Annotated in this window: 20 protein-coding genes and 1 pseudogene; 15 read left to right on the top strand and 6 right to left on the bottom strand. The window is 50.6% G+C overall.

Annotated features, from left to right (window positions below):
* Nucleotides 1-7 precede the first annotated feature (7 nt).
* The 15 genes and pseudogenes from BUB22_RS07305 (at nt 8) to BUB22_RS07370 (ending at nt 18,329) form a co-directional block, all read left to right on the top strand.
* Entirely contained in the window at nt 8-280 is a 273-nt protein-coding gene (locus BUB22_RS07305) for an HPr family phosphocarrier protein (protein WP_072807837.1), read from the top strand.
* Nucleotides 252-2,102, top strand: coding sequence for a phosphoenolpyruvate--protein phosphotransferase (gene ptsP / locus BUB22_RS07310; protein ID WP_073114549.1), 1,851 nt, complete (start codon nt 252-254; stop codon nt 2,100-2,102). The genes BUB22_RS07305 and ptsP overlap by 29 nt, the downstream gene beginning before the upstream one ends.
* Nucleotides 2,089-4,440 (top strand): lytic transglycosylase domain-containing protein, encoded by a 2,352-nt coding sequence (locus tag BUB22_RS07315; protein WP_073114550.1) that lies wholly within the window; start codon nt 2,089-2,091, stop codon nt 4,438-4,440. Before ptsP ends, BUB22_RS07315 begins: the two co-directional genes overlap by 14 nt.
* Before the next feature lie 22 nt (nt 4,441-4,462).
* Nucleotides 4,463-4,867 (top strand): four helix bundle protein, encoded by a 405-nt coding sequence (locus BUB22_RS07320; RefSeq protein ID WP_072807840.1) that lies wholly within the window; start codon nt 4,463-4,465, stop codon nt 4,865-4,867.
* A gap of 34 nt (nt 4,868-4,901) precedes the next feature.
* Nucleotides 4,902-5,756, top strand: coding sequence for an EamA family transporter (locus BUB22_RS07325; RefSeq protein WP_072807841.1), 855 nt, complete (start codon nt 4,902-4,904; stop codon nt 5,754-5,756).
* A 94-nt stretch (nt 5,757-5,850) separates the two neighbouring features.
* Complete coding sequence (locus BUB22_RS07330) at nt 5,851-8,616, top strand: CotH kinase family protein (RefSeq protein ID WP_073114551.1); 2,766 nt, start codon at nt 5,851-5,853, stop codon at nt 8,614-8,616.
* A 159-nt stretch (nt 8,617-8,775) separates the two neighbouring features.
* Nucleotides 8,776-10,146: a UDP-glucose 6-dehydrogenase gene (locus tag BUB22_RS07335; RefSeq protein ID WP_072807843.1), complete on the top strand. Its 1,371-nt coding sequence runs from the start codon at nt 8,776-8,778 to the stop codon at nt 10,144-10,146.
* A gap of 5 nt (nt 10,147-10,151) precedes the next feature.
* Entirely contained in the window at nt 10,152-11,255 is a 1,104-nt protein-coding gene (locus tag BUB22_RS07340; protein WP_073114552.1) for a glycosyltransferase family 4 protein, read from the top strand.
* Nucleotides 11,256-11,273: 18 nt separating this feature from the next.
* Nucleotides 11,274-12,368, top strand: a complete 1,095-nt coding sequence (locus BUB22_RS07345; RefSeq protein ID WP_217650360.1) for a radical SAM protein — start codon at nt 11,274-11,276, stop codon at nt 12,366-12,368.
* 10 nt (nt 12,369-12,378) lie between these two features.
* Complete coding sequence (locus BUB22_RS07350) at nt 12,379-13,614, top strand: glycosyltransferase family 4 protein (RefSeq protein ID WP_073114553.1); 1,236 nt, start codon at nt 12,379-12,381, stop codon at nt 13,612-13,614.
* Between the two features lie 27 nt (nt 13,615-13,641).
* Entirely contained in the window at nt 13,642-14,637 is a 996-nt protein-coding gene (locus BUB22_RS07355; protein ID WP_073114554.1) for a glycosyltransferase family 2 protein, read from the top strand.
* Between the two features lie 12 nt (nt 14,638-14,649).
* The gene (locus BUB22_RS07360; RefSeq protein ID WP_073114555.1) at nt 14,650-15,960 is read left to right on the top strand and encodes an O-antigen ligase family protein; all 1,311 of its coding nucleotides are present in this window, start codon (nt 14,650-14,652) and stop codon (nt 15,958-15,960) included.
* Nucleotides 15,957-16,130, top strand: a pseudogene (locus BUB22_RS17330) (4Fe-4S binding protein); the annotation flags it as partial. The gene BUB22_RS07360 and the pseudogene BUB22_RS17330, both read left to right, overlap by 4 nt.
* 39 nt (nt 16,131-16,169) lie before the next feature.
* Nucleotides 16,170-17,144: a Coenzyme F420 hydrogenase/dehydrogenase, beta subunit C-terminal domain gene (locus tag BUB22_RS07365; protein WP_254794674.1), complete on the top strand. Its 975-nt coding sequence runs from the start codon at nt 16,170-16,172 to the stop codon at nt 17,142-17,144.
* 6 nt (nt 17,145-17,150) lie between these two features.
* Nucleotides 17,151-18,329 (top strand): polysaccharide pyruvyl transferase family protein, encoded by a 1,179-nt coding sequence (locus BUB22_RS07370; RefSeq protein ID WP_073114557.1) that lies wholly within the window; start codon nt 17,151-17,153, stop codon nt 18,327-18,329.
* Here the strand turns inward: BUB22_RS07370 and BUB22_RS07375 are convergent.
* From BUB22_RS07375 to BUB22_RS07400, 6 genes are all read right to left on the bottom strand, one after another.
* Nucleotides 18,290-19,399 carry a YkvI family membrane protein gene (locus BUB22_RS07375; protein ID WP_073114588.1) on the bottom strand — a complete coding sequence of 370 codons (1,110 nt, stop codon included), beginning with the start codon at nt 19,397-19,399 and terminating at the stop codon, nt 18,290-18,292. The two genes, BUB22_RS07370 and BUB22_RS07375, sit on opposite strands and share 40 nt — an antisense overlap.
* Nucleotides 19,400-19,436: 37 nt before the next feature.
* A complete protein-coding gene (locus tag BUB22_RS07380; protein ID WP_073114558.1) occupies nt 19,437-20,372 on the bottom strand; it encodes a glycosyltransferase family 2 protein in 936 nt (311 codons plus the stop codon).
* A gap of 9 nt (nt 20,373-20,381) precedes the next feature.
* On the bottom strand, nt 20,382-21,494 hold the full coding sequence (locus BUB22_RS07385) for an ATP-grasp domain-containing protein (protein ID WP_073114559.1): 1,113 nt from the start codon (nt 21,492-21,494) through the stop codon (nt 20,382-20,384).
* Nucleotides 21,494-22,516 (bottom strand): NAD-dependent epimerase/dehydratase family protein, encoded by a 1,023-nt coding sequence (locus tag BUB22_RS07390; RefSeq protein ID WP_073114560.1) that lies wholly within the window; start codon nt 22,514-22,516, stop codon nt 21,494-21,496. Before BUB22_RS07390 ends, BUB22_RS07385 begins: the two co-directional genes overlap by 1 nt.
* An 86-nt stretch (nt 22,517-22,602) precedes the next feature.
* Nucleotides 22,603-23,811: an ATP-binding protein gene (locus BUB22_RS07395; RefSeq protein ID WP_073114561.1), complete on the bottom strand. Its 1,209-nt coding sequence runs from the start codon at nt 23,809-23,811 to the stop codon at nt 22,603-22,605.
* A 6-nt stretch (nt 23,812-23,817) separates the two neighbouring features.
* On the bottom strand, nt 23,818-24,933 hold the full coding sequence (locus BUB22_RS07400) for a DegT/DnrJ/EryC1/StrS family aminotransferase (protein ID WP_073114562.1): 1,116 nt from the start codon (nt 24,931-24,933) through the stop codon (nt 23,818-23,820).
* Between the last annotated feature and the right edge of the window lie 15 nt (nt 24,934-24,948).

Consider the following 24,948-nt stretch of genomic DNA (forward strand, 5'->3'; position numbering starts at 1 on the left):
GGAAACGATGATAGAGAAGGTTCTTACAGTCACGAATAAGCTCGGGATACACGCGAGGCCCGCCGGCATGATTGTCGACATTACCGGCCCCGCGAAGAGCGACGTGTTCATTATGTTCGAGGGCTCTAGGGCGAACGCCAAGAGCATCTTGAATGTGATGATGCTCGCTATCCCGATGGGTTCCGAAGTCCGCTTCGAGGTGGACGGCGAGGACGAGCAGGAAGTCGTGCAAAGGTTGGAAACGCTTTTCCATGACAATTTCAACGAAGAACCCGGCTGATACCGGCACGGAGAAGTCTTTCGGGACAAGGCCTGCACGTCAGGTCCTTGTGGGTATTCCCGCATCTCCCGGCCTCGTCATGGGCCGTGCGTTCCAGGTGGCGAGCCGCGAGATTACCGTCGTCGAGGAGGACATTCCCGAGTCGCGCGTGCAGGCGGAAGAACAGTTGTTCCGCAGGGCGGTGACCCGCACCTCCAAGGAAATTTCGCAGATCAAGGAAATTTCGGAGACGCGCACGGGCGTGCACGATAGCCTCATATTCTCGACGCACCTGATGATATTGCAGGACCCGGGCCTCATGAACGGTGTCCTGAAGATGATTCGCGAAGGCCACAAAAATGCCCGCTGGGCGGTGCACGTGGTGCTCGGGGACTACATCGACAAGTTCGAGAAAATCGATTCGCCCGCGATGCGCGACAAGGCGGCCGACCTGCGCGACCTGTACAACAGGCTCATGTCGACGATGGACGAGGCCGAACCGGCCTTGGAGGAAGTGTCTGGCGAGGACGGCGCGGTGATTGTCGCGCACGAGATTCTTCCGAGCTTCCTGATGGCGCTCAAGCCGGGCCAGGCCCGCGCGCTTTTGATGGATACCGGTGGCCGTACGAGCCACGTAGCGATTCTTGCGCGCTCCCTGCAGATACCGGCTGTGTCGGGCCTGCGCAACGTTGTCACGGCGGTAAAGCCCGACGACACGATTATCGTGGACGGCTCGGGCGGCCTTGTTATCGTAAACCCGAACGAGGACGACATCCGCAGGTTCCGTGAACGTGTGGAGGTGTTCGAACGCCAGCGCAGGGAACTGTTTACCATGCGCAGGCTTGAGCCGATGACCCGCGACGGCAAGTACATTACTTTACATGCAAACATAGAACTGCCTACCGAGGCGGAGAAGGTGATGGATTACGGCGCGACTGGCGTCGGGCTATACCGTTCCGAGTTCTTGTTCTTGCAGTACAGCGCCCCGACCGAGGAAGAACAGACTGAAGCCTACCGGCAGATACTCGAAACGATGGCACCTTGCCCGGTGACCATCCGTACGCTTGATGCGGGTGGCGATAAACTAGTTTCGGGCATTACCGCGACCAACGAGGCGAACCCCTTCATGGGCTGGCGCTCCATCCGCGTGTGCCTCGACCGCGAGGATATTTTCTGCACGCAGCTGAAGGCGCTCCTCAAGGCGAATACCAAGGGCAACTTGCGCATATTGCTCCCGATGATTTCGGGGCTCGAGGAACTGCGCCGTGCGAAGGCGTGCATTCGTCGCTGTTCCGAGGAACTGGAGGCAGAAGGAATCAAGAGCGCTACGGTGAAGGTGGGCATCATGATTGAAGTGCCTGCCGCGGTGGTACTTGTAGACCTGCTGGCGAAGGAGGCCGACTTCTTCAGCATCGGTACAAACGACCTTATCCAGTTTACGCTCGCCGTGGACCGCACGAACGAACTCATTACCGACATGTTCCAGCCGCACCACCCCGCGGTGCTGAACATGATTTACCATACGGTGAATGCTGCCCACAGGGAAGGCATCCCGGTTGCGGTCTGCGGAGAAATGGGTTCCGACCCGATGAGCGTCCTGTTGCTCGTGGGGCTTGGAGTCGATGAACTTTCCATGACGCCCTGGAGCGTGATGGCGACAAAGAAGATTATACGCTCGATAAACTTCGAGGACGTTCGCGAGAGTGCGCTTGCCGTGCTGCAGATGGACGACACGAACAGCGTGAACGGCTACATGTACAGGAAGTACGCGCAGACCATTACTGACCTCGGGATATCGAGCTTTATTGGCCAAGTTGGAAACGAGGTGCATGGTGATACTTAGTGGTTCGGTGTTCTTTCGCTGGTTCTTTCCTGTTCTATTGCTGATTGTCGCGTGCGAAGCTTCGGGTGAAAAAGGCGACGGCAAGGCGGACAGCGCGAATGTGGGCGAAGCCGCCGTAGCCGAGAACGATATCCCGCTGGACCCGTATGCCGCACTCGAGCAGATTCCTTCGGACGATTTCCATAACCGCGTAATCCGTGCCGACCGCGCGAAGCGTAGCATGGAAGATACTTCGCTTGCCCGCAATGTGCGCGACTATGCCCGCGCCGCGTATTATTACTACACCGAAAAGTGGGATAGCGCGTACACGACCTACGATTCCCTGAGGGGGCGCGACCCGAAACTGGAAGCGGAAGTAGTCTTGCGCATGGCGAAGGCGAAATCCCGGCAGGGCGATTTTGCTGGGATGCGTGCCGCCCTGAACCTGGGGGCAAAACTCTCGAAGAACGAGTCTTTCGCGCGCACGGCGGCAAGGCTCCGCGTGGAGGCGGCGCTTGCCGACTCGACGCTTTCGGAAAAAATGCAGGCGGATTCCCTGAAGGCTTTCCTCGAGAAGTTCCCGAAGGGCGACGATGCCGCCGCCCTCAAGTACCGCTACGCGTCTTACCTGGAACAGGACAAGCAGGAGAAGCAGGCGAAGCGCTACTACATGCAACTGCTTGCCACGTCGACCCCGTACAGGGATTCCGCATTTGCGGCAATCAGGCGGCTCCGCAAGGTTCAGGCCTTCCCGGAATCGCTCGCGGAGAAGGTCGCGTACGCGAAGATGGCCTGCGCGAAGGAAGAAGCGGGGGCATGCCTCGGGCTTCTCGATTCCATACGGATTCTTGATGAGGGCTTGGTGGCGGAACACCCGGAATCGGCGGTGGCGCCGTCCGGAGATTCGCTGCAGCAGAAGCTTTCCAGGAGCACGCTCGACCTGAGTACGCGCATTGTGCTGTGGAGCAAGCGTGGCGAGGCGCTCAAGGCGGTGGGCCGCAGTGACGAGGCGATTGCGCAGTACAAGTTCCTGGTGGATTCCGTGGAGGCTCGCCCCGTGTGGATACAGGCGGCGCTCCGCCTTCTCAGGAGTTTTGCCCCGAAGAACACGAAGGAAATCCGCAGGCTCGATTCCATGCTGCAGAGCGCTAACAAGTACAGCAAGGAAAATGCGAACAGCCTGTGGGTGAAGGGATTCGAGTACGAGCAGAAAGAAAATTACGACAGCGCTGTGGTGACCTTCGAGAAACTTGCCGACAGGCGGTTCGGAAACAACCAGAAACGCCAGTGGGCGAAGTTCCGCATCGGGTTCATCTACTTCAAGCAGGAACGTTTTGCCGATGCCGAGAAGGCGTTTATCGATGCCGCGAAGGAACCATTCCTGTGGAGCGGTAGCGGGGCGAGGTACTTCCTTGCCGAATCGTACATGAAGCAGAACAAGGATTCCCTTGCGCGCGAGGCGTTCCTCGACTGCATCCGCGATTTCCCGCTGGGCTACTACGCGCACCGTAGCCGCATGAAACTTGTGGAATACGAACTGCTCGAAAAGTTCGAGGTGCCGTACGCACGCGGCGTGCCCATGACTCCCGAGGCGACGCTTGCCTGGGTAAAGAACCTGCAGAAGGGAGCGAAGGACCCGACCTACACACCGGAACGCTACAACCGCATCAAGACGCTGTTCCAGTACGGGTTTAGCGACGAGGCCTTTGCCCTGTATGACGAGGCCCGCAAGAAGAACGCGAAGAGGCTTGACTTCCTTTACGAATACGGCAAGCTGTTCTATGACATGGGTGAGGTTGCCGCGGGCTACCGGCTCGCGCGCCAGTTCCAGGCGAATATCGACCGTCGCGTGCTTGCCGACGCCCCGATAGAAGTACTGCATTATCTGTTCCCGCTGCCCTACAAGGACCAGGTGAAGTTCCATTCCGGAACGCGCATCGACCCGTTTTTCGTTTATAGCGTGATGCGCCAGGAATCCATATTCGACTACCAGATTACCTCGCCTGCGGGCGCGTGCGGGCTGTTGCAGATTATGCCCGCGACGGGCAAGATGCTCGCGAAGCAGGAGTACATGGATTCCTTCGACCCGTCGCAGTTGTATAACCCGTATATGAATATCCGCCTCGGGATCCGTTACCTCGTGGATTTGAAGGCGCAGTACAAGGATGACTACATGTACGTGCTCGGAAACTACAATGCGGGCCCGAAACCCACGAAACGCTGGCAGGCTGCCGGGGAAGGCAAGAACTGGGACATCCGCGCCGAGGAAATCAGCTATTGGGAAACCCGCGACTACGTGAAACGCGTGATGGGCAATTACTGGATTTACCAGGAAATCTATGATAGTTCAGATTTTTGAATTATGAATTAGGAATTGGATAATGGGGCTTGAAACGGCTTTAAAGAACACGGAAAAGAACATTTTGCAAGAAAAATGTATGGATTTTTCTGTGAAAATAGTGAATTTGTATCAATCGCTTTGCAGCGATAGACATGAGTTTGTTATGTCAAAACAAATGCTTAAATGTGGCACTAGTATAGGTGCAAATGTACGAGAAGCGAAAAGAGCTCAGTCAAAACCTGATTTTTTATCAAAACTATCAATAGCATTAAAAGAAGCTGATGAAACACAGTATTGGCTTGAATTGATGAGTAAAACAGGATATATAAACGAAAATGATTTTAAGGGTTTGTTTTCAGATAGTGAGGAACTTGTAAAAATTTTAGTTTCTATTACAAAAACTATAAAATCACAGATTAAAACATCTAGAAATTCAAACTCCTAATTCCTAATTCCTAATTCCTAATTCCTAATTAACTATGCTCTTCCTGTTGCTCACAATTACTCCGGCATTCCTGTTCGCCTGCGGAAACATCCTCGAGAAGTCGGGTGTGTCTACGGTCGGCAAGCGCACCGGCGGAACGTCGCGCCCCTGGGAGTTTTTCAAGGGAGTCGTTACGAACAAGTTCTGGTGGCTGGGCATCTGCTGTTCGGGCCTTGCGACTCTCGGGTACTACATCGCGATGGCCCGCTACGACCTCTCGCAGGTGCAGCCGATGATGGTGCTGAATCCGGTCCTTACGGCACTCATGGGCTTTTGCATATTGAAGGAAGCGCTCACGAAGCGCATAGTGGTCGCCATCTGCTTTGTGGTGGCGGGACTCCTTTACTCGGTCGAAAGTCTGGGAGAATCGACCGCCGTGCAGAATATCGGGATGCTCTGGGCCTATGCGGGCGGCCTGTGCGCGGTGACACTCTTTGCTCACTTGTTTGTAAAAGACCGCGAGATGGTGGATTCGTTCATCATGGGTGTCGGCTTCGGCCTTTCTGCGGCATTCTACAAGAGCCTCGCGATGGACTTCGACCTTGACCATATCGAGATTTCCTCGGTAGCGAGCCTGTTGCTCGATTTCCGCACGCTGGGTTACATCGCGACATACGGCATAGCGTTCCTCTATTCGCAGATTTCCTTTTCGCGCGGTCGTGCGCTGTTCATTGTCCCGTTCAGTGCTGCCGTGGGGGCTGCTGTCCCTACGCTTGCGGGTGCCCTGGTGTTTTCCGAGGCCTTCCCCGTCGGGAAGATTGTCTCGGTGTCGCTCGTGCTTACCGGTGCCGCCCTTTTTGTGGTCCGTAGGCCCCGTCGCAAGTCCGGTCAATCTTCTGCCAATCCGTAATGCAAATCACACTTTCCGGTGTGAAGATGGTTTCCGGTAACTATTGGCTGGGTAATCCGCATCTTTATATTTTCGTTTTATATATATTCGGGATATGGTGTGTAGGCGTAAATCCCTTTTCCCCCTGGCTGTCGTTTCCGCGCTGGTGCTGTCGTGTTCCGATGATAGCGGTTCGGGTGCGTCGGTTGAAGTGCCCGCCAGTTCCGCGTCGGGCGAAGTTACAGTTCCGTATGTAGGCGGTTCCCCGGTGGTCGTGACGGAAATCGACCCGGTGAACATATCGTTCAAGGATCACGAGGGTGGCGATGCGGGATGGGTCGAGTTTTTTAACCCGGCGGAAACACCTGTGAACTTGTCTGGACTCTACTTGACCGATGACCTCTCGCAACCCAGGAAGTGGGCGTTCGGGAATGTGCCCGTGCCGGCGCAGGAATTCATGGTGTTGTACCTTTCGGGCAAGGACCTTCCCGACTACGAGGCCCCTCACGACTCGACGGACCTGATTGGGCCCGGCTGCTGGAAATGGACCGACGCGCAGAGCGAACCCGTGGCGGGCGAGAGCCGTGCGGACAATCTTCCGGGAAAATCGAAGGTGTGCTTTACCGAGAACGGCAGTCGTGCTTTCGGTAGCCGTATGCAGTTTGGCGAGAACGAGGAACTTGGCTGGACATCGATTGCCGTGTTCGTGGGGACGGGTTCCTCTTCGAAGGACGACGTGGTCGATATTTCCGCGGCGAACGAGATTCTCCTGACAGGGTACGTGACTGCGGGCCGTAAGCTTGCTTTCCGCCTGGCGCAACCCGATGTGGACGACTGGCTCGGGTGGGAAGCCGTTATCGAGGGTACGGGCGATTCAAATACCACGTATGCCATCGGGCTTCCGCAGGGAATGAAACTTCCGGATTTGCAGAATATATACGGTACGAGGTTCAGCCCCGAGTCGAACGAGATGAAGGAGGTGGATATGAAGGTGACCTCGTTTATCGCGCGCAACCGCGGGCACGAACCTCACGCGAATTTCAAGCTGCACCACAAGGGGGGGAGCCTCTACCTGATGAATGAGGATGGCGCGATTGTGGATTCCATCGCGTACCCCGCAATGCCTGTGGGCAAGACGTGGTCCTTCGGCGTATCGCCCGAGGGTGCGGCGACATACGGGTTTGCGGACCCGAGCCCTTACGGCGGCGCCTTCATGTCGGTCGTATATTCCGAACGCTCACCCGCAATTACGAACAAACTGCCTCCCTCGGGATTCTACAAGGAACCCTTCACCGTCGCTTTTGATGCGGACGCGCATGTGCGTTGCGTGCAGGGCGGTGCGCTGCCCGACGGGAATGCGCCCGAGGCTCAGTCACTGACGGTTTCTTCGACTACGGTCTTGCGCTGCGCCTCCTTCGTGCCGGGAATGTACCCGGGCGACGTGGAAACTCGCACCTACGTGTTCGAGGAACAGCCGACTATTGCCAGCGTGTTCATTACCGCAAACCCGCTCTCGCTCTTTGACCCGGATACGGGCCTCTACATGGACGGCCCCGATGCCCAGGAAAAGATTCCGCATTACGGTGCGAACTACTGGTCCGACCGCGAACTCCCCGTGACTGTCGAGCTGTTTGAGCCGGGAGTAAACTCGCCCGCATTCGCGAAGGACGCAGGCTTCCAGATTTTCGGGAACTACAGCAGGGCGAACGACAAGAAGTCTGTCGCCATCGTGTTCCGCGAAAAGTACGGAGACAAGCGCCTGGAATACCCGCTGTTCCCCGCGTTCCCGCAGCTGACGACGTTCAAGGGATTTATCCTTCGCGTAGGGAATTTCGGGCAGGACTACATTCACGACGACCTCGCGAGCTCGCTCTCCGAAGGCCTCGGCGTGGATTACCAGCGCAGCAGGCCCGCAATCGTCTTTTATAACGGCGAGTACTATGGAATCCAGAACATCCGCGAGCGTTCGAACCGCTACTACTTCGAGACGCACTACGGCTATGACCCGGACGAAATTGACTTGCTGAAGGCGGACAATTCGGTGAGCAGCGGGGAATCTTCGGATTACGTGGAACTTCTGGACTGGCTGGAATCGCACCCGCTCGATAGCGATGAAAACTACCGGTACGTGGCGACGAAAATCGACGTGGACAACTTCATAAACTACCAGCAGACGGAAATTTACGCGAACAACCGCGACTGGCCCTCGAACAACCTGAAAAAGTGGCGAGTGCGCAACCCGGCGACGCCCTGGAGATGGTTCCTGTACGACATGGATTTCGGCTTCGGTAACGACATGAGCGAATATACGAACAACATATTCGAGTTTGCCGCTGCCGAGGATGGCCCGGACTGGCCGAACGGACCGAAATCCACGTTTCTGTTCCGCAAGTTGCTGGAAAACAAGTCGTTCACGAACAAGTTTGTGAACCGCATGTCGACGCTCCTGGCCACGAACTTCGAAAAGACGCGTGTGCTTGCTCGCATCGATGCCATGATGGGCGAGATTTCTGCCGAAGTGGCGCGTGACCAGAAACGCTGGGGGCATAGCGCGAAATGGATGGATCAGGTTCTTGACGATATGAAGTATTTCGCGGAGAACCGCGAGTCCGAAATCCTTTTTGACATGCAGGAATTTTTTGCCTTGGGTGAGTTCGTTCCCGTGACGTTTGCGGCAAGCGGGAGCGGTCGCGTGCTTGTCGAGGGGCTCCCGCTCGACAGGCCCGCGGTAAAGGCGACATTCTTCAAGGGAACCCCAGTGATTGTTTCTGCGGAAGGGGTGAACGGCGGTGTATTTACCGGCTGGAGCGACGGCGTGACGGATGTGACGCGCACGATTATGCCTGGTGAAATCGACGCCCTGACGGCGAATTTCAAGTAGGCAGATTGGGCCTGAAAACACCTTGTTCAAAATGGTGTGATTTGGATAACATTTACTGCACTTAAGTGCAGTATTTTCCTTTGCTATTTCGGGCCTTTGTGTACATGTTTTGAAATGGTGCGTTCCTCGCAGTTCGTGAATTGCTAAATTTGTAAAATCATGAACTACAATACCAAGATTCTTTGCATTGGCGCGGGCTATGTTGGCGGCCCCACTATGACTGTTATTGCCGACAAGTGCCCCGACGTGAAGGTTACCGTAGTCGATATCAACCAGGCCCGAATCGATGCCTGGAACAGCGACAATCTCCCGATTTTTGAACCCGGCCTCGACGACGTGGTAAAGCGCGCCCGTGGCCGTAACCTCTTCTTCAGCACGGATATCCCGGCTGCGATTAAGGAAGCGGACATCATCTTCGTTTCCGTGAACACCCCGACCAAGACCTTCGGTCACGGTGCCGGTAAGGCATCCGACCTGCAGTACTGGGAAAAGACTGCGCGTAACATTCTGGAAATTGCCGACGAAGGCAAGATTATCGTCGAGAAGTCGACTCTCCCGGTGCGTACCGCCGCCGCGATGGAGCGCATCCTGAATTCTAACGACAAGGGCCTGCACTTCGAGGTGCTCAGCAACCCCGAATTCCTCGCCGAAGGTACCGCCATCAACGACCTGTTCGAACCGGACCGCGTGCTCATCGGTAGTCACCAGACGGAATCGGGTCTCGCCGCCTGCCAGAAGCTCGTGGACGTGTATGCCCACTGGGTGCCGCGTGACCGTATCCTCACGACGAACCTCTGGAGTTCCGAACTCACGAAGCTTACCGCGAACGCGTTCCTCGCGCAGCGCATCAGCTCCATCAACTCCATCAGCGCCCTCTGCGAAAAGACCGGCGCCGACGTGGACGAGGTCGCCTACGTGATGGGCAAGGACCGCCGCATCGGGCCCAAGTTCCTGAAGGCCTCCATCGGTTTCGGTGGCTCCTGCTTCAAGAAGGACATTTTGAACCTCGTGTACCTGTGTGGCTACTATGGACTGCCCGAAGTCGCCGCCTACTGGGAAAGCGTCGTGAAAATCAACGAGTGGCAGACCCACCGCGTGGTGGACCGCATGCTCGAGACCATGTTCAACACGATAGCAGGGAAGAAGATTGCCGTGTTCGGGTTTGCCTTCAAGGCGAACACCGGCGATACCCGCGAAAGCCCCGCGAACCTCGTGGTGCGCGATTTGCTCGCCGAACATGCACAGCCGGTCGTGACCGACCCGAAGGCAATCCCTGATGCGAAGCGCGACCTGAAGGACGTACTCGATCAGGTGCAGTTCGAGGAAGACCCGTACAAGGCTGCCGAGGGCGCACACGCCGTGGTGGTCTGCACCGAATGGAAGTGCTTTGCCGAACTTGACTGGAACCGCATCTACAAGGGCATGGCTAAGCCCGCATTTGTCTTTGATGGACGAAACATCCTGGATGCCGACGCCCTGAGGAAGATCGGCTTCGAGGTTTCGAGCATCGGTAAGGGCAAGGCGGAGTAAGGGTTTTGAAAATAGCAGTAGTTGGTACACGCGGTATTCCTGATATCATGGGTGGAATTGAAACCCATTGTCAGCAGTTGTATCCGCGGATTGTGGAACGAGGGGCGAGGGTTGTCGTTTTTGCGAGAAAGGCCTATACGCCTCAGAAGGACCCTTACGAATATAAGGGTGTGCAAGTGGTCCCGGTCTATGCTCCCAAGATTTCGGGTATTGAGACCATTGTCCATACGTTCCGGTGCTTCCTCAAGGTGGTCGCCTGGAAGCCGGACATTGTACATTTGCATGCCATTGGCCCTTCGTTTGTTGCACCCCTGTTCAGACTTTTCGGCTTGAAGGTGGTCTATACCCACCATGGTCAGGATTACAACCGGGCCAAGTGGGGCTTGCTAGCCAAGTCTATTCTTCGCTTGAGCGAATACGTAGGGACAAAGTTTTCTAATCGCGTTATTGTGATTTCGGACCTCCTGGAACGTTGGCTCCAGAAGAAATACCATTGCAACAAGACAGCCAGGATTAACAATGGTGTGACCTTGTTGCCGACGCTCTCCGAAGACAAGCGACAGCAGTGGCTCGGCAAGTACGGCCTTGTGGGCAAGCGTTATATCTTTGCGCTCGGGCGCTTTGTCAAGGAGAAGGGTTTTCACGACCTGATTGCCGCGTACAAGAAGATGGATCTTTCCGATGTGTCGCTTGTCATTGCTGGCGCCGAGGATTTTGAATCCGAGTACGTGAACAAGATGAAGGCCGATGCCATTGAGGTTGGGGCTATACTCCCCGGCTTTATTCATGGTGAAGAACTGCAGGTGCTTTTTGAAAACGCTTCTCTGTTCGTGATTCCGAGTTACCATGAAGGCCTGCCGATAGTGTTGCTTGAGGCTCTCGGCTACAACAGGAATGTGGTGGCGAGCGATATTCCCGCTAATATGGAAGTTCCCTTGCCCGAGGAATGCTTTTATGAACTGGGTGATGTCGATGAACTGGCGAAGAAAATGCGCCACTTCATGGAAAACCCGGTGAAGTGTGATTTCAGGCAGATTGTCAAGGAACATTATGACTGGGATAAAATTGCTGACCAGACAATGGACTTGTACAAGAGTCTGCTGAAATAGGATATAGAGGAAGTTGTTATGGGTTGCGCGAATTGTAATTGCGGCTCTAGTAAAATTCAGATGCCTACCGACGTGTCGGTGATTACGACGTATCGTTGCCAGATGCGCTGCAAGATGTGCAACATCTGGAAGAACCCGACCAAGAAGAGCGAAGAAATCCAGGCGAAGGACTTGGAAATTCTTCCGCAGCTCAAGTTTGCGAACGTAACCGGCGGCGAACCGTTTATCCGCCAGGATTTGGAAGACATTGTCGAAGTCCTTTTCACTAAGGCCCCGCGCATTGTGATTAGCACGAGCGGCTGGTGGGTGGACCGCGTGATCAAACTTGCCGAGCGCTTCCCGAATATCGGCATCCGCGTGAGTATCGAAGGCCTTGAAGGCACGAACAACTTCTTGCGTGGGCGCGACGATGGTTTTGAACGCGGCATGAAGACGCTCAAGACGCTCCATGAAATGGGCGTGAAGGATATCGGCTTTGGTCAGACGCTCAGCAACTGGAATAGTAACGACTTGATTCCGCTTTACGAACTTGCGCTCTCGATGAACTTTGAGTTTGCGACGGCGGCCTTCCACAACAGCTACTACTTCCACAAGGAAGACAACCAGATTAGCAACAAGGAAGAACTCTGCGAAAATATTGGCAAGTTGGTGAACCGTCTGCTTAAGGAGAACCACCCGAAGTCGTGGTTCCGTGCTTTCTTCAACCTGGGACTCATCAAGTATATTCAGGGCGGCAAGCGCATGCTCCCGTGCGAAGCGGGCTCCGTGAACTTCTTTACGGATCCGTGGGGCGAAGTTTACCCTTGCAACGGCCTGGAGCCGCGTTACTGGCAGGAGAGTATGGGCAACATCCACAATGCAAAGAACTTCGAGGAGATCTGGTTCAGCGAACAGGCGCAGAAGGTCCGCGAAAAGGTGCGCACCTGCCCCAAGAACTGCTGGATGGTGGGAACCGCCGCTCCGGTGATGAAAAAGTACATTGCGCACGTGGCCCCGTGGGTACTTACGGCGAAACTTAAGAGCCTGTTCGGCAAGGAAATCGACTGTTCCAAGTTCCCGACGTTCGATGTTGGCCAGGATCCGCGTCAGGGCGACCTGAGAATTGAAGGGTAACAGGTGCGCAATGCGTGTTGCCCTTGTTAATTATCGCTACTTCGTTTCGGGAGGGCCCGAACGGTACATGTTCAACATCAAGGAGGTGTTGGAACAACATGGGCACGAGGTCGTCCCTTTTAGCATAAAGAGTTCTAAGAACGAGCCGAGCCCACTTGAGGCCGAGTTCTTGGATACTGTTGACGACCAGACATATTTTGCACAGAGCAAAAAGACCTTGCGGGTTGTCTTGAAATCCTTCACGAGGATGTTTTATTCCTTCGAGGCGAAAAAGGTATTTGCTGCATTTTTAGACAAGCATAAGCCGGATTTGGTTTACATCATCCATTTCCATAATAAGATTTCGCCCAGCATTATTGATGCTGCTAAGTCTAGGAAGATTCCGGTAATCCATAGAATATCGGACTTCCAGTATATGTGCCCCAACGCCTTGTTCTATAACGAAAAGAAAGGTATATGCGAAGATTGTCTGAATGGACATTCGTTGACTTGCATAAAGAACAAGTGTGTTATGAATTCGCGTGTTTATTCGGCCATAAAGCTTGCGGCTAAAAAGTTGCACGATTTTTTGCATGTGACGAAAAAGGTGGACGCCTTTGTGGTGCCGTCTCTGTTTACTTTGCAGAAATTGAACCGGTATGGAATCCCGATGGAAAAACTCCACCATATTCCGACTTTCTTTAATTTAAAGCAAGATAATCCCGAAGTTACTTACGAACCGTATTTTCTGTTTGTGGGTCGCCTTGAAAAGCAGAAAGGGTTGATGACGCTCTTGAAGGCATTTGTTAAGACGCAGATTTCCCTAAAGATTATTGGATTCAGCAATGACGGGTATGAATATGAGTTAAAGGCTTTTCTTGCTGGGAAAGATCATCGAATTGAATTTTTGGGCCGTAAATCTTTTGAAGAAATCGAGCCCTACCTGAAATCTTGCCTATGTACGCTTGTACCCTCGGAATGGTATGACAATTTTCCAAATGTGATACTGGAAAGTTTCGCGTATAAAAAGGCTGTAGTTGCGACGGATATAGGCTCGTTGCCGGAATTGGTTGTCAATGGAGAAACGGGATGCCTGTTCAAGTATGGCGATGCCGATGACTTGGCGGACAAGACGGAGAAGATTCTAAAGGGTGAGATGAGCGCGGAGGAAATGGGTGCGAAGGCGTTTGCCGTATTGAAGGACAAGTATGTCCCCGATGCCCATTATGCTCAATTGATAGCCTTGTTCGAAGGGATGAAAAACTAATAGATTGGGGCAATTTGAGGCGAAACCATGGATGACTTGAAAGTTTCGGTAATTGTTCCTGTCTATAATGTTGAACGGTACCTAGACCGTTGTGTTGGGAGCATTGTTGGCCAAACATACAAGAACTTGGAAATCATTCTGGTCGATGACGGTTCTCCGGATAAAAGCCCCGAGATGTGCGATGTATGGGCGAAAAAGGATTCCCGCATAAAGGTAATCCACAAGAAGAATGGTGGCTTGGGCGATGCGCGTAACGCTGGCCTGGATGTAGCCTCGGGCGACTTGATTGGCTTTGTGGATAGTGACGACTGGTGTGAACCGACGATGTACGAAAAAATGATCGCCTCGTACAAAGAACACCGCATGCCCGTTGTGGTGTGCGATGTATGGGTTGATTGGGAAAACGGCTGGCCGTCGGAGAAGAAATGTTTCGGCGAAGGTTCTGTTTCTTGGAACCGGATAGAGGCTGCCGAAGCTTTTTGTGGTGAAGGCTTGCCCGCTTGGATGTGCAACAAGTTGTTTGAACGGCAGTTATGGAATGGTGTGAGGTTTACGTCCCAGCTATACGAAGACATCCCGGTAATGCGACGTTTTTTAACGAGTGTAAACGGAATATCTTTTACACGGACCTTGGAGTATCATTATATCCAACACCAGAACAGCATTGTGAATAGTTCCATGCAAGAAAAGCATCTGACGCTCCTTTCCGAAATGCTGAAGAACTTTGAATTTTCAAAAAAGATTTCAGAAAAGGGTGTAGTAGAGGCTCGGAAGGCGGTTGTATGGGAGGCGTACTACCTGCTGTATAAGATGATTGTACAGGGGGTCCTTGTAGAAAAACAGGGTGAAATGATAGGTATTATTAAGGAATATTGGGATGCGAAAAATAAGCCGAAATTTTCCAATGCCTTAGATTTGCTTATTGCCGAAAGAATTGCTTCTGGCAGGCGTTTTAGATATTTGATTGGAATGCATAATTTTTTGCAAAAATTATATTTTAGGTTGAAAAAGAAAAAATCTTGATGCGCTAGAACTATGTCTATTGCCTATGTAATCATTGCGGTGTTTTTTATCGGAATGCTTGTTGATTTCCGAAAAACGATTGCGATTCTAGCACCTCTACATCTTTTGCTTGCTCTAGTACCGTTTCAAAAAATGCCGGTGAGCACTTTTGAAATTGTGTCATTCATGGCACTAGGCTTTTATTTGGTGAGGAACCCGTTTTCGCAGTGGCCGAACTTGATAAAGAATCCGTTTTATATCGGTATTGTTTTGACTCTAATTTCCATTGTTGGAACGAATTATTTTATTGCTCCCCATTGGCCTACGTCTATACTTCGCTTTATCTCGGCTTTTATATATCCGATGATTCTCTGGAATTGCATCGATGAAAAACCAATTCTACAATTGGTGGTAAAGTCGATGACGGTTTTTGCCCTGACGATGGCTCTCTATATATTGATAGAAGTGACCATTGGCTCAAATCCGCTTATCCAGACGTTGCTTGCGAACAAGTGGGTGAACGAAGATCTTGTGATCGATTACCAGGAGATTCGCTTTGGGTTTAAACGGTGCCAGGGATTTTTGGCAACGCCTGCCGGTTCCGGACTGTTTTTAGGATTATTCGGTGTAACTCTTTACTGCGTTTCTGCTTGCTTGGAAGAAAAGCGAAAATATACAGCATTTCTTGTGGGTCTTTTCCTTTTTTGTACGGTGTTATCGGGGACGCGGTCTGTTATTGCGGCATCGTCTGTCGCTGTGTTGATTATTGTGAGAAAGGAATTTTTCTCCACCAAGTTTTTTGTATTGAAAATGGTTATCATAATGGTCGTGCTTGCTGTTGCGGGCTCGTTCATGCTGGAAATTATTGATTCGTTCATCAATTCCGACAAGGTGCATGGTAGTAATGCTGACATGCGAATGGAACAGCTTTTCGTTACTCTGCTTTATTGGGCTCGATCCCCCATTTGGGGAAATGGGAACGGCTTTGTATGGACGTTCGTGAAGGAAGTCGATGCCGATATTGCCGGAGCGGAGAGCGTTTGGTTCCAGGTGTTGCTTGACCAGGGCTTGGTTGGCGCCGTGGCATATTTGGGTGTGTGCATCAATGCGATGGTTGCTGTCTTTAGGAAGGTCAAAATATGGATGCTTGTTCCGCTCGGCTTCTTGGTGGGTAAAACATTATCCTCCGTCTTGGGGATAGAACTTTCTCTTATGTTCGTATTTACCATCATCTTGTTAAAATACCATGAATTTTATGGCTCTGCAGAAGAAGATGATGACCCCGATGAAAAAGACGAAGAAGTCTTGGCGAATGAGGCTGCGGTTGAGGATGTATCACGATGAACAATGTCTCGCTTGTTTCGCATGATATTTGCTCCGGTTGCGGCGCTTGTGCCAGTATATGCCCTAAGGCTTGCGTATCGATGGTTGCTGATGGGGAGGGGTTCGCCTTTCCTTTGGTTGATTCCCAAAAGTGTATTGAATGTGGTGCGTGCCTAAAAAGGTGCCCTGTAGCGAATAAGGAAACGTCGGGGAACAATCCTCTTGAATCGATGATTCTGCAGGACAAAGATGAAAAAAGCTTAATGGAAAGCACTTCAGGCGGTGCTTTTGCTTGTATTGCCCGTCATATCTTGAAGCGGGGGGGGGCTGTTTTTGGCGCCGCGTATGATGATTCGTTGAATGTGTCGCATATTGCTGTTACGGATATTGCGGACTTGCCAAAACTGCAAGGCTCCAAGTATGTGTCGAGTGATTTGAAAGACTCTTACAAGAGGGTTAAGGCGTATTTGAAAGACGGTCGTCGAGTGCTGTTCTCTGGAACGCCTTGCCAAATTGCGGGATTGAAATCTTTCTTGGGCGAAGATTCTGATATGCTCCTGACTGTAGACCTCGTGTGTCATGGAGTCCCCAGCCAAAAACTTTTTCAAAAGTATATACGGTGGCTTGGCGAAAAGAAAGGTTTCCCGATAAAGTCGTTCTGCTTCAGGTCAAAGAAATTCTATGGCTGGTCTCTTGGCGGCGAATATTTCGATGGAAAAAAATCCTATGCGATAAATCCTGATTGCGATCCCTATTACGCCGCATTCCTGCGCGGAGAAACTTTTCGAAAATCCTGCTATTCGTGTAAGTTCGCCAATATGAATCGCGAGGGCGATTTTACGGTGGGGGATTTCTGGGGCTTTTATAATGCGAAGGGAACTGTTTCATTCGCTTCGCAAAAAGGAATGTCCTTGTTACTGGTGAATTCATCGAAGGGTTTGGAAACTCTTAAACAGCTTGAAAACGAAGCAAATGCCGTGCCGATGGATCTTGATGTGACTTGTTCTGGAAACTGGAACTTGTATCATCCGTCTGTCTTCAAGCCTATCCGCGATGAAATCTATGCGAATATAGACCAGCCTTTTGACGAGTTGCAAAAGAAATATCTGCATCATGAAGAAAAGTTTATGTATTACGTCCGGCGCCTGCGCCGAAAGTTGTTGCCGCAAAAAATAAGGAATGCCTTGAACAGGTTAAGACATTGACAGATTATGAAAAAGAAAGTCGGCATAATCACGATGCATAAAGTCCCGAATTTCGGGTCAGCCCTTCAGGCGTATGCCCTGCAGCATAAGGTTGATGAACTCGGTTATGATGCCGAACTTATAGACTATCACTATCCGAATAAGTATCACTGTGCTAAGCAAGGGCTTGCGTATTTCCCGCAGCGCTCGACGTTTCGGCTGTTTATATTAAACGTAATAGCTCGGCTGATGCTAATTGCGCACGTGAACAAAAATAGGGCAAAATGCGAAGAGCGCATAGAACGATATGAACTGCAAAAAAATTATAGACGCTTTTACAGGCGGTACTTTAAGCTTTCTCGTTTTTACGACTCGATAGAATCCATTTGTAATAATCCTCCGGACTACAGCATCTACATGACCGGCAGTGACCAGGTCTGGAACCCCCGTTTTGTTGCGAACGATCCGGTGTTCTTTCTGGATTTTGCAGGGGTAGACAAGCCTCGCCTTAGTTATGCAGCGAGTATGTCAAACCGTAAGATTGATAAAGAATTTGAGGATCTGTATAAAGCGTATTTGCAAAAATATGCCGCGATTTCCGTTCGTGAAAAATCAACTGCAGAGATAGTCTCTAGAATGACTGACAGAGGCGTCAATGTCGTGTGCGACCCGAGCCTGTTGCTGAACAAGGGTGAATGGTTGAGAATTTGCCCGAAGAAGCCGCTTGTGAAAGAAAGCTATCTCTTGCTTTATATTCAGTCTTACTCATACGATCCGTATCCGCACATTGTTTCGTTCACAAAGGAACTGGCAGAAAAACTAGGCTTGAAGGTGGTTGTCTTGATGGGGCTGAGGGATGGTTATTCCATTGACGGCGCGATTACTTTTGAAACGGCTGGCCCCTTTGAATTCTTGCAGTTATTCCGGGATGCACGTTTTGTTGTGACGACATCTTTCCATGGTACGGCTTTTGCGCTGAATTTCGGGAAGGATTTTTATTCGGTCGTAAAAGAAATCAATGGAGATGATTGCAGAATTGCCGATTTCCTTCGCCAGTGTTCTGCTGAACATCATTTGCTTGAAATAGATTCCTTGGACCATATAGATAATCTGCCGCAGGCTAATACGGCAGAATCAGAAGTGCAGAAACTTCAGGAATTTCGCGGTCAGTCCTTGGATTTCTTGAGAGAAGCCTTGCGCCAGTAAGACCGAATGTCTTTTACAATCATAAAAGCTACAAGGATGAAACCGAGGTAGCCGTTCAATCCGTAGATGATGTTGAGAACGCCCTTGTAAGGCACAAGGCAGGATACGGTAAGGCCGAGAAGGCCTCCAATAATAGTAATGGCCTTGTATTGCGTAGTCCCGTCGACAGAAACCTTGCGTATGCCGGTCCAAAGGAGCGGACAAGCAGAACTGAATATGCCGAGGTAAATGATTATAGCGAAGATGCCTGCGAAGAGGGGGTGAATCTGGTTGGCAAGCACTAAAGCGGGAATGCCCACATTCCAGGTTGTATGGATGTTTGCAATAAGAGATACGCAGCAAATTGCTGCTGCACCGAAAATCGCGACCGTTGAAAGGAGCATTCCGAGATATACTTCCTTGACCTTGTTCTTGCCCCCGATTTCAGCGAGAAAAGCTGCAAACCAAAGAATCACAAAGCCGCCATAGGATGCTCCGGATGCAAAGGGGTTGCCTTCGCCGACTTGGACAATCTTGTATTGGTGAGAATCGACAACCTTCAGACCTTCGGAGAAATTTTCCCATCCAATTACGGCCGTTACTCCGGCGATGAACAGGATGAGGATTATTATTGCAGGCCCGACCCATTTCAGGACGCGTAACATGCTGTTCAATCCAAAAAACACAGTGACGATGGCTGCTACGGCAAGGATGATTGCGCCTACGCCATTGGGAAGATGCCATTGTTCCATGGCGGTGGAGTTTGCTCCGCCACACATTACGATAAAGCACATGTAGCAGAAAAATGCGGAGAAATAGTCAAAAAAACGGCCAATCCATTTTCCGCAATAGACCGTGTAGATATCTCCGCCCCTGGAAAGCTTTTCCCGGTTGCCATTGGCGGTGAAGGACCAGTTGGTATATACATATATGGCTGCGGCCACAAGGATGACAACCCAGAATTGGGAGCCATAGGAGGCTTCATATTGCATCACCTCCTGCATAGTGGCGAAGCCTGCGCCGATATAGAAGGCTATGCATGCGGCGCAAAAGCCGAGGATTTTGCGAATGCTTATTGATCCGTTGCCCATGGTCTTTTCCTCCATTGTTGAATCAGTTTTCGGGATTCTAAAAATGCGCTTTGATGCAGTGGTAGGCTGCCTTTAGTTTACCGATAAACGAACGCTGCTTGTAGTGGCTTGTGGTCTTGAGCAGAGTCCATTTGCCAAAATCCCAGTATAGGTTGAAGTCGTTCAAGTCAATCTTCTCTTGGATTACATCGGTGTACTTTTTATCGGTGTATTCGTCATAGGCTTTAAGGCTTTCGCGCATTTTGCTGATGTGCGTGATTCGCTTTTTATAGGCTTCGGGGCCAACCATGGTCCTACTTGACCAGGAACCTTTGACGAAAATTCTATAGACAGACATTTCCTCTGGGAAATAATGGATTTTGCCACGCTTGGCAATGCTTAATGCTAAGGGAAAATCACCCACGGGAGAAAGTTGCCAGTAGCGCTCCTGTGCGCCTTGTAGAGCGTCCTGCCGGTATACGATGGTGTTCGTGCCAAAAAAGCCGCCGCCGCCAAGAATCACGTCTTCCGTTGAAAAATCTTGCTCGGCGTTAATATGCGGGAAAGATTCTGCGAATTGGTCCGTTTGACAGTTAAATTTCCGGCATTTGTGAACGCATGCGCTATATTCAGGATGCTGCTCTAGAAAGTCTACTTGCTTTTGTAGCTTGTTCGGGTCGCACCAGTAATCGTCACCTTCGCATTCGGCGATGTATTTGCCTTTGGCAATGGGATAAATGAATCTAGCTCCGATTTTGCCGCCCTTACTATATTGGTTCTCTTCCTGAAGGATTGCTTTTACAATAGAAGGGTATTTTTGCTGGTATTCACGGATGATGTTAGCAGTATTGTCCGAAGAAGCGTCATCGTGAACGATTAACTCGAAACGGAAGGTTGTTTTCTGTGAAACAATGCTTTCTAGACACTGGCGGATATATTTTTCTTGGTTGAAGGCTAAGGTGACAACCGTGACTAAAACATCATTTTCGCTCATTGATATTCCTTAAAGATAGTCCTGCCAGTTTATTTTTTGGGGGGCGCAGTAAATGAGGGAGCCGTTCCTGTCGCTGTTGCCAGTAGCGGTACTTAATGATTTGATATCGAAGTTGCTTCTTACTAGCCAGTCCTTTTCTGCGCTATTGACAAAAAACGGAATTCTGGATTTTGTCTGTTCGCATAAAAAATAGATGCCGGCGCATTGACTCTTGCTTATTGTTGGCTGCGTGAATGTACCTAAGGCAACTTCTATCATGCCCTTGATATAGTCGTAGCCAGTGCTTAGTTCTACAAGAGTATTTGAAATTTCATCTCCGCCGCCACGAGGGTTTATTTCAATCAGGTAGACATTCCCGCTGTCATCAATTTTCATCTCTGTATGGGATGCCCCGTTTGTAAAGCCTACTGCAGTTAAGAGGTTCGGGATGATTCTCTTGATTTTTTCGATAACTTCCGGGTTTAAGGATGATGGCTGGTGATGAGAAAGTTCTACAAAGTGTGGAGGGCCACTGTTTTCCTTGTCTGTAACCTGTATAACGTAGTGCTTGCCTTCAAAAGAAATTGATTCGACAGATACTTCTGCCCCTTCAATGTATTCCTCGACAATTATTTCTGAATCTGTGGCTCCGTTGATGTAGTTAATGGCAGCCTTAAATTCGTCTTCGCTGTGGACAAATGAAACGCCCTGTTTTCCGGCGCCAGAAATGGGTTTGACGACGCAGGGAATGAAGGGGGCTTGCTGTCCGTCGGTGTATTTTACGCATTGAATGGTGCGGAGTTCTGAAATGTTTCTGGTTTTTTGGCGAGTGCTAAACTTATTCTTTATGGAAAGAATGGCGTCATAGGGCGTGGCGTGTAAGGCCAGTCTCCCTGCGACATAAGACACAACGCTGGCAATTTTTTCAGATGCGTTAGAAACAACTCCGTCGACATGCTCTTCTTTGCAGATATCGGCAATTTTGTCCATCTCGAAGATTGAGATGGGGTAAAACTTATTTACGAAGTCCTTGCAGACGGCGCCTTCGCTCCATGCAAAGCAAATTGTTTCAATACCCATTTCCTTAGCTTTGAGACAAATGGGCAATTGTCCGCGAGAAGCTCCGATAATGGCTAATTTCATTAATTGGTCTCTGTGTAGTAATCGCTTTCCTTACCCCATAAAAGTGCAAATGGCTGCTGTTCCATTTCTTTCTTGAAGTCTAGCAGATAGTCCTTCCAAGAACATTGGGGCTGGTATCCGAGTTCGTCGACCGTTTTTCGAATGTCCAGGACAAATTGTCGTGCGCTAGGTTTTTCAGGGCAGTAAATGATTTTGGATTTCTTGTTGGGCGGGTTAAATACGTCGGCAATTGCTTGGACTCGCTCTTGCAGCGTGCTGCCGCCGCTTCCGATGTTGTAAAGGCCGCCATCGTGGTTTGCTTCAAGGGACTTTTCTACGATTTGCAGGAAATCCCTCATGGCGCAGGTTTCAAGAAGCTTATGCGGGTCACCCCAGATTTCCAAATCCTTTCCTTGCATGGCCTGGTAGATAAAGAATCTGTCGGAAACAAGAATCTTTTTACCATCGCGATAGGTGTATGGATTGGGATGGTAGGTATAAACGCGAGAAAGTCTCAGAATGAATCTTTTCAGGCCATAAACTTCGTAGTAATGCTGAATCAGGTCGACAGCCGCATTCTTGGCAATGACATAGACTGCGTGGTCGCCTTTCAGGGGGGCTTTGCGGATAGAATCTGCCGGGATAGGAACCTTCGACCCAAAAAGGTAGCTTACATCAAAAAGTGATTGAGGGAAGACGATCCTGTCCGCCTTAATCTGTCTTGCGTATTCAAGAACGTTCATGGTTCCTTGAATGATTGAGGAAATATACAGATTTGCGTTATATCCCTTCATGACAGCGGGCAGCATCCCCGCAAAATGGAGTACCGCATATACGCCGGATTGTGGAAGTTTTGCGAAATCATCCGGGTTGGTTACATCAATTGCAAGATAAGGAACGCCCTGAAGGGCGTAAAAACCATTGTCGTTGGGACGATGTCCTACGGCAACAACGTCATAACCTTGTTTTTTTAGATAAACGGCGATATTTGTACCAAGGGTGCCAGTTGCACCGAGAACAACAACTTTCTTATTGTTTCCCATAATGTCTCTCTAGATTGATGTTTACCTTCTTAATATACCTTTTTTTTCTCTATGTATAATAGAGAAATTGCGATAATACTCAATTATTACGCAAGTTGAATAGATATATATCGGTCTATTTGTGAAAGTATGTTTTCTACGTCTTCTCTGTTCTTGAATTGTAAGAACAGCGTTCCTAGCGAGTTGTTTGCGCCTGTGAAGGGGACGATTTTGTCACCCGGCTTTACAATTAAGCCGATGTCACGAACATACTTTTTTTCAAAATCCGGATTGATGTCTACTGAGACGAATGTGCCGGGCTTGTTGGAGTGCAAAATGTAGTTGCACCAGACACCGTCATATTTTGGAGCGGTGATGTCGTCGAGCGGCATGCCGAGAGCCTTCCTGATTTCATTTCGGATAAGGCTTTGCCCTGTAGCCATGTCCTGGAGTTCCGCAATGCGGTTGCCTCCGCCACGGGGAGACACTTCCATGATGTAAGCCTTCCCGTCGGAACACACTCGGCTTTCTACGTTGTAGATGCCAGATTTGACATTCAGGAGCGTAAAGAGTTTCTGAAGTTGTTCTGTGAGGTCGTCCTGGAATTTCTGCTCCATTGATGCCGGCCAAATTTCGATGGCTGGCGTGTAGGGGTTTGCCGCATCCGGGTCGAACAGTTGGTCGGAGTAGGTCGGGTAGACGAGCTTGCCGTCTACGGTGAAGATGTCTGCACTGGACTGCGCTCCGACCTTGTCTAGGAAGTCCTCAATGACGAAATGCTTAGAAAGGGATGACTGCAGTGCGGTTTCGATGGCGTCTCGCAAATCGGCCTTGTTTTCAACTTTGGTAACGCCCTTGCTGCCTGCCGAATCCACCGGTTTCACAATGACAGGCCATTTGAAGTAGTCGACATCTTTCAAGGCTTCTTCTGAGTTGTCGTAGCCTCTTGCCTTGGGACAATTGAACCCGTGTTCTGCAAGAAAGGCTCGGAACTTAGATTTGTCTTGCAATATGCATGCCGCCTCGTAACTGCATTGAAATGGAAGTTCCATTTGTTCTGCAACGTAGGCTGCAGAAACGACGCCAGGATCGACGGCGTGTGAAAGGATTCCGTCAATTTTGAGTTCTTGAGCGGCCTTGAGGACTGCGTCCTTGTCAATGATGCTTACATTACAGTATTCGTCGGAATACTTGTGTGCGATATTTCCTGGCAGGTAGTCTGCTGTAATGACATAGATGCCCATCTTGTGGGCTTCTTCAATTACGGGGAGCAGGTACCGGAGCCCGCCTAGAAGCATCAACTTTTTTGGGGGCATCCAAGGCTACCTTTTGTTTTTGACGACGTCAATAACACGATTTGTACTTTCTTCGTCAAGGCCGGCGAACATCGGCAGGCACAATACTTGATCGGCGAGTTTGTGCGCGATGGGGAGGTTCTTGGGATTTGCCGATTCGAGCCCCTTGTAGGCGCTGAACGTGCTTATGAGGGGGTAGAAATAGCGGCGTCCGAAAATGTCGTGTTCCCGTAGTTTCGTATAAAGGTCGTCGCGGCTCATGCCGTAAGCTTTCTCGTCGATGAATATCGGGAAATAGGCGTAGTTGTGGTGTACACCTTCGATGTCGTTTAACATGCGAAGGCCAGGAACGCCTTGCAATGCAGCGCGATACTTTTCGGCGGTTGCTTTGCGCTTTGCTATGGCATCATCGACCTGTTTCAGGTTTAGTAGGCCGTAGGCGGCTCGGATTTCGTCCATCTTGCTGTTGATGCCGGGGGCGACAACGGTGGTTTCGCCTGCGAAGCCGAAATTCTTGAGATAGTCAATGCGTTTCTTGGTTGCCTCGTCATGGCAAATGAGCGCGCCGCCTTCTACGGTGTTATATACTTTGGTCGCGTGGAAACTGAGTGTGCTCATGTCTCCTGCGTTGAGTACGGATTCACCGTTCACTTTCACGCCGAACGCATGGGCTGCGTCGTAAATGACCTTGAGACCGTACACATCCGCTATTTCTTGGATCCGTTTCATGTTGCAGGGCGTACCATAGACGTGTACGGGCATAATCGCGGTTGTGTGCGGGGTGATTGCCGCTTCGATTTTTTCGGGATCAATGTTGCCGGTCTCTTCTTCGATATCTACAAATACGGGCTTGAGGCCGTTCCACCAAATGGAATGTGTTGTCGCAACAAAACTGTAGGGCGTGGTGATTACCTCTCCAGAGATTCGCATTGCCTGGAGCGCGGTGATGAGGGGGAGGGTCCCGTTTGTGAATAGGCTGATGTAGTTGACACCAAGATACTCGGCAAGGGCCTTTTCAAGTTCCTTGTGATAGTGTCCGTTATTTGTAAGCCACTTACGATCCCAGATGTCCCTGAGCATCGGGATGAAATCATCTAACGATGGTAAGAGAGGGGATGTTACAGTAATCGGGGTGTTAGTCATGACAATTCTTCCTTT

It is taken from the genome of Fibrobacter sp. UWCM (genome assembly GCF_900129735.1).
In the GTDB taxonomy this organism is placed as follows: Bacteria; Fibrobacterota; Fibrobacteria; order Fibrobacterales; family Fibrobacteraceae; genus Fibrobacter.